This window comes from Polaromonas sp. P1_G4, from assembly GCF_056405475.1.
The window spans coordinates 1-5,915 of record NZ_JBFUCA010000258.1; the positions used below are offsets into that span (position 1 = coordinate 1).

Annotated in this window: 6 protein-coding genes and 1 pseudogene; all 7 read right to left on the bottom strand. The window is 57.6% G+C overall.

Features of this window, described 5'->3' with window-relative positions; all coding sequences use genetic code 11:
• Positions 1-254 (bottom strand): annotated as a pseudogene (locus tag AC1D1X_RS13620) (50S ribosomal protein L3); the annotation flags it as partial.
• A gap of 216 nt (positions 255-470) precedes the next feature.
• On the bottom strand, positions 471-785 hold the full coding sequence (gene rpsJ, locus AC1D1X_RS13625; protein WP_007838118.1) for a 30S ribosomal protein S10: 315 nt from the start codon (positions 783-785) through the stop codon (positions 471-473).
• Between the two features lie 25 nt (positions 786-810).
• Positions 811-2,001 (bottom strand): elongation factor Tu, encoded by a 1,191-nt coding sequence (gene tuf, locus AC1D1X_RS13630; RefSeq protein WP_436155802.1) that lies wholly within the window; start codon positions 1,999-2,001, stop codon positions 811-813.
• A gap of 147 nt (positions 2,002-2,148) precedes the next feature.
• Positions 2,149-4,251: an elongation factor G gene (fusA, locus tag AC1D1X_RS13635; RefSeq protein WP_457281667.1), complete on the bottom strand. Its 2,103-nt coding sequence runs from the start codon at positions 4,249-4,251 to the stop codon at positions 2,149-2,151.
• Between the two features lie 222 nt (positions 4,252-4,473).
• Positions 4,474-4,947, bottom strand: a complete 474-nt coding sequence (rpsG, locus tag AC1D1X_RS13640) for a 30S ribosomal protein S7 (protein ID WP_011481226.1) — start codon at positions 4,945-4,947, stop codon at positions 4,474-4,476.
• A 227-nt stretch (positions 4,948-5,174) separates the two neighbouring features.
• Entirely contained in the window at positions 5,175-5,552 is a 378-nt protein-coding gene (gene rpsL, locus AC1D1X_RS13645) for a 30S ribosomal protein S12 (protein WP_092130055.1), read from the bottom strand.
• A 26-nt stretch (positions 5,553-5,578) separates the two neighbouring features.
• The coding region (locus tag AC1D1X_RS13650; protein WP_477698457.1) for a hypothetical protein at positions 5,579-5,915 on the bottom strand (337 nt) is incomplete at its 5' end.

Consider the following 5,915-nt stretch of genomic DNA (forward strand, 5'->3'; position numbering starts at 1 on the left):
TTCAGGATTTCACCAGCTTCAACGCCTGCTTTCGCAAGGTGGCCGGCGGCCGGCTTGGTCACGCGCGATGCTTTGCGTGCGCCAAATGCCACTTGGAGGGCATCGTAGCCGTCATTTGCTTCGGTTTTAACCTGGGTCACGCGGTTGTTCGATACGTCCACCACGGTGACAGGAACTGTGTCCCCATCATCCGTAAACAGACGCATCATGCCAACTTTGCGGCCCAGCAACCCGAGGGAGTTGCTCAGACTCATGATGTGTTCTTTCGTAACTTTCACCGCTGCGACTTCAATTGGCCACAGACGTTTTGATGTGAAAGACAGTTAATAAAACCGTCCAATCCACAAAGGCACGAAGCCAATATGCAAAGGACAGCCCAAGAGTATAGCCCAGGCTGCCAAAAATGGCAAACCCGGGCTAAAACCWGTCGCTTTGGGACTCGGCTTGTGGCCGAAACCCCGATTTCTTGCTTACTGCAGCTTGATTTCGACGTCCACGCCGGCAGGCAGGTCGAGCTTCATCAGGGCGTCCACGGTTTTATCCGTAGGGTCCACGATGTCCATCAGACGCTGGTGCGTGCGGATTTCCAGCTGGTCGCGGCTCGTCTTGTTGACGTGGGGCGAACGCAGGATGTCGAAACGCTTCATGCGCGTTGGCAGGGGCACGGGGCCCTTGACAATCGCACCGGTGCGCTTGGCAGTGTCAACAATTTCAGCTGCCGACTGGTCGATCAGCTTGTAATCAAACGCCTTCAGGCGAATGCGGATTTTTTGCTTGGTGGCCATGGTAATTCCTTATGGTTTGCGGAAATTACGCAATGATYTTGGCAACGACGCCGGCGCCGACGGTCTTGCCGCCTTCGCGGATGGCAAAGCGCAGGCCTTCTTCCATGGCGATCGGGTTGATCAGCTTGACGGTGATCGACACGTTATCGCCTGGCATGACCATTTCCTTGCCYTCTGGCAACTCGATCGCACCGGTCACGTCCGTCGTGCGGAAGTAGAACTGGGGGCGGTAGTTGTTGAAGAATGGCGTGTGGCGGCCGCCTTCGTCCTTGGAGAGAACGTAGATCTCGCCGGTGAAGTGCGTGTGCGGCTTGATGGAGCCGGGCTTGCACAGCACCTGGCCGCGCTGCACGTCTTCGCGCTTGGTGCCGCGCAAGAGGATACCGACGTTGTCGCCGGCCTGTCCTTGATCCAGCAGCTTGCGGAACATTTCAACGCCGGTGCAGGTGGTCTTTTGCGTGTCGGCAATACCGACGATTTCGATTTCTTCGCCGACCTTGATCACACCGCGCTCGACACGGCCGGTCACGACGGTGCCGCGGCCGGAGATGGAGAACACGTCTTCCACGGGCATCAGGAAGGCGCCGTCAACAGCGCGCTCTGGCAGGGGAATGTAGGTGTCCAGCGCTTCGGCCAGCTTCATGATGGCTTCTTCGCCCAGGGGACCCTTGTCGCCTTCCATGGCGAGCTTGGCGCTGCCGTGGATGATGGGGGTCTTGTCGCCGGGGAAGTCGTACTTGTCCAGCAACTCGCGCACTTCCATTTCGACGAGCTCGAGCAGCTCGGCGTCGTCAACCATGTCGCACTTGTTCAGGAACACGATGATGTAAGGCACGCCCACCTGGCGGGCCAGCAGGATGTGCTCGCGGGTCTGGGGCATGGGGCCGTCAGCGGCGGAGCACACCAAAATGGCGCCGTCCATCTGGGCAGCGCCGGTGATCATGTTCTTCACATAGTCGGCGTGGCCGGGGCAGTCGACGTGGGCGTAGTGGCGGTTGGCCGTTTCGTACTCGACGTGGGCGGTGTTGATGGTGATGCCGCGTGCCTTTTCTTCGGGTGCCGCGTCAATTTGGTCGTAGCCCTTGGCTTCGCCGCCGAACTTGGATGCCAGAACGGTCGTGATCGCCGCCGTCAGCGTCGTCTTGCCATGGTCCACGTGGCCAATCGTGCCKACGTTGACGTGCGGCTTGGTCCGCTCAAATTTGCCTTTTGCCATTTTTCTCTCCAGATAAAGAACATGCCCGTGTACGGTTTAACGTCTGCACTGTGTTGCTGATTCACTTCGCACGGGCACGAAGTGGCACACAATCGCAGACAAGGAAAAAAGCTGCCAACCCCATCCGGAATCGGCAGCGAACGTTACTTACTTGGCGCGCGAAGCCATGATGGCTTCCGACACATTGCGCGGAGCTTCAGAGTAGTGCTTGAACTCCATGGAGTACGTAGCACGGCCCTGCGACATCGAACGCAGCGTGGTCGAATAGCCGAACATTTCAGACAGCGGCACTTCCGCCTTGATGGCTTTGCCGCCACCGACCATGTCTTCCATGCCCTGCACCATGCCGCGGCGTGAGGACAGATCGCCCATCACGTTGCCGGCGTAGTCTTCAGGCGTCTCAACTTCCACGGCCATCATGGGCTCCAGAATCACGGGGCTTGCCTTGCGGCAGCCTTCCTTAAAGCCGAAGATGGCGGCCATCTTGAAGGCCAGCTCGTTCGAGTCCACATCGTGGTACGAACCGAAGTGCAGCGTGACCTTGACGTCAACCACCGGATAGCCAGCCAACACGCCGGACGTGACGGCCTCGTTGATGCCCTTTTCCACCGCAGGGATGTATTCGCGAGGAACCACACCGCCCTTGATGGCGTCGACGAACTCGATGCCCTTGCCGGCTTCGTTCGGCTCAATCTTGAGCACAACGTGACCGTACTGGCCTTTACCGCCGGACTGGCGCACGAACTTGCCTTCAGCGTCTTCCACCGTTTTACGGATGGTTTCGCGGTAAGCCACCTGCGGCTTGCCGACGTTGGCTTCCACGCCGAATTCGCGCTTCATGCGGTCGACAATAATTTCCAGATGCAGCTCGCCCATACCGGCGATCAGGGTCTGACCGGACTCTTCGTCGGTCTTGACGCGGAAAGAGGGATCTTCCTGCGCCAGGCGCTGCAGGGCGATGCCCATTTTTTCCTGGTCAGCCTTGGTCTTGGGTTCCACGGCTTGGGTAATCACAGGCTCGGGGAACACCATGCGCTCAAGCATGACGATGGCATCCGGATCGCACAGGGTTTCGCCCGTGGTCACGTCTTTCAGACCCACGCAGGCGGCGATGTCGCCGGCGCGGATTTCGCTGACTTCTTCACGGTTGTTCGCGTGCATCTGCACGATACGGCCGATACGCTCTTTCTTGCCTTTGATCGGGTTGTAAACGCTGTCGCCCTTTTTCAGGACGCCGGAGTAAACGCGCACGAAGGTGAGCTGGCCCACAAACGGGTCAGTCATCAGCTTGAATGCCAGCGCAGAGAATTTCTCTTCGTCGTCAGCCTTGCGGGTGACAGGCGCTTCGTCTTCGTCCATGCCCTTGACGGGAGGAATGTCGATCGGCGACGGCATGAATTCAATCACGGCGTCCAGCATGCGCTGCACGCCCTTGTTCTTGAAGGCAGAGCCGCAGTACATCGGCTGGATTTCGCTGGCGATGGTACGCGTGCGGATGCCCAGCTTGATTTCAGCTTCGGTCAGATCACCTTCTTCAAGGTATTTGTTCATCAGCTCTTCAGACGACTCGGCGGCAGCCTCAACCATCTTCTCGCGCCATTCCTTGGCCAGCTCGACGAGCTCGGCGGGGATATCACTGTAGGTGAACTTCATGCCTTGCGAGGCCTCATCCCAGATGATGGCCTTCATTTTCAGCAAGTCGACCACGCCGGTGAAGCTTTCTTCAGCGCCGATGGGGATCACCATGGGCACAGGGCTGGCCTTCAGGCGCAGCTTCATCTGCTCGACGACCTTGAAGAAGTTCGCGCCGGTGCGGTCCATCTTGTTGACGAACGCAAGGCGGGGAACTTTGTACTTGTTGGCCTGGCGCCAGACGGTTTCCGACTGGGGCTGAACGCCACCCACGGCGCAATACACCATGCAGGCGCCGTCAAGCACGCGCATGGAACGCTCGACTTCAATCGTGAAGTCCACGTGGCCCGGGGTGTCGATGATGTTGATGCGGTGCTCAGGCAGGGACGTGTCCATGCCCTTCCAGAAGCAGGTGGTGGCGGCGGAAGTAATCGTGATGCCGCGCTCCTGCTCTTGCTCCATCCAGTCCATGGTGGCAGCGCCGTCGTGAACTTCACCAATCTTGTGGTTCACGCCGGTGTAAAAAAGGATCCGCTCGGTGGTGGTGGTCTTGCCGGCATCAATGTGCGCGGAAATGCCGATGTTGCGGTATTGGGAAATGGGGGTAGCGCGGGACATAAATTACTTTCAGTTCGGGGTTACGAACAAAGACTCGTTGAAAGACTGCCCGCAGTCCGGGCATCCTTCATTTCTTCTACGCGTCTGCTGGCCGGGAAGGGTGTTGTGCACCACACCCGGCTGGCAGAAATTGGGGTTGAACGGCCGGCAATCAAGGCACCCAGCACCTTGAAACCAACCAGCAACCCGTCAATTCAGCGCAGCAATTACTGCAATCGAAAATTAGAAGCGGAAGTGGCTGAACGCCTTGTTGGCTTCTGCCATGCGGTGAACTTCATCACGCTTTTTCATGGCGCCGCCGCGGCCTTCGGTCGCTTCCATCAGCTCATTGGCCAGACGCAAAGACATGGACTTCTCGCCACGCTTCTTGGCGGCTTCCTTGAGCCAGCGCATGGCCAGAGCCATACGGCGGACAGGACGCACTTCAACCGGCACCTGGTAGTTGGCGCCGCCGACGCGGCGGGATTTCACTTCAACCATGGGCTTGATGTTGCCGATGGCCATGTGGAAAGCCTCGAGCGGGTCTTTGCCGGGGTTCTTTTTCTCGATAAAGTCGAGCGCGCCATAAATGATGCGCTCTGCGACGGCCTTTTTGCCGCCTTGCATGATCACGTTCATGAACTTGGCGAGATCAACATCGCCAAATTTTGGATCAGGAAGAATTTCACGTTTAGGGACTTCGCGACGACGTGGCATTTTTTCACCTCTTTGCTTCAGTTGGCATTGCTTTTGGCAACACCGCGAGAGTTATCAAAACCCTCACTTACTCGACCGGTGCAACTATTTGCACTTGGGTCACTTCGTTTCAGACACCTGCCAGGGCGAGTGAAACACCTTGTTTTGAAGGAACTATCACAGGCTTTCCGTGACAACTTCTTCTGGCGCGAGCTCTCAGTGAAGAGAAAAACCCGAACCGGTTTGGCTTATTTGGCCTTTGGCTTTTTCGCACCGTACTTGGAGCGCGACTGCTTGCGGTCTTTCACGCCTTGCAAGTCGAGCGAACCACGGACGATGTGGTAACGCACACCGGGCAAGTCCTTGACACGACCGCCGCGAACCAGCACCACGCTGTGTTCCTGCAGGTTGTGGCCTTCGCCGCCGATGTAGGAAATAATTTCAAAACCGTTGGTCAGGCGCACTTTGGCAACCTTACGCAGAGCGGAATTGGGCTTTTTAGGCGTCGTGGTGTACACACGGGTGCATACACCGCGGCGCTGCGGAGAATTTTCCATCGCAGGGCTCTTGGACTTGATCTTTTCGACCTCGCGCCCCTGACGGACTAACTGATTAATGGTTGGCATTGAAAACGTCCCTAAACGTCTGAAAACTAATTTACCGTGTTGATACGGCCACAAATATTTCCCGCCACGAAAGCGGAAAAGCCTTCTAGTATAAACCGGATAGGGGAATCCCTCAAGCAGAACGCGCGGCCTGAACACACGAAATGGCCGGCAAAGAGAAGTTCGGCGCCCAAAGATTCGATGTTAGCGCCCACTCCAAGTGAGTTTTCCCGCCGGATGCCCTGGAGGAAGAGTCCGCCAATCTCCGACAGGGTATTGGCGGCCCGCAATTTGCCTGAAAACCAGGGGAAAGCGCCGGTATCAACGCCCTGTATAACCAGCGACACCTGAGGTAACGGTGTCGGGAAGGGCTGGATGTGAACG

What these genes read in the sequence shown, in the direction of transcription:
- rpsG (WP_011481226.1), bottom strand. Translation starts at nt 4,947, where the DNA reads ATGCCACGTCGTCGCGAAGTCCCTAAACGTGAAATTCTTCCTGATCCA.
- fusA (WP_457281667.1), bottom strand. Translation starts at nt 4,251, where the DNA reads ATGTCCCGCGCTACCCCCATTTCCCAATACCGCAACATCGGCATTTCC.
- rpsL (WP_092130055.1), bottom strand. Translation starts at nt 5,552, where the DNA reads ATGCCAACCATTAATCAGTTAGTCCGTCAGGGGCGCGAGGTCGAAAAG.
- rpsJ (WP_007838118.1), bottom strand. Translation starts at nt 785, where the DNA reads ATGGCCACCAAGCAAAAAATCCGCATTCGCCTGAAGGCGTTTGATTAC.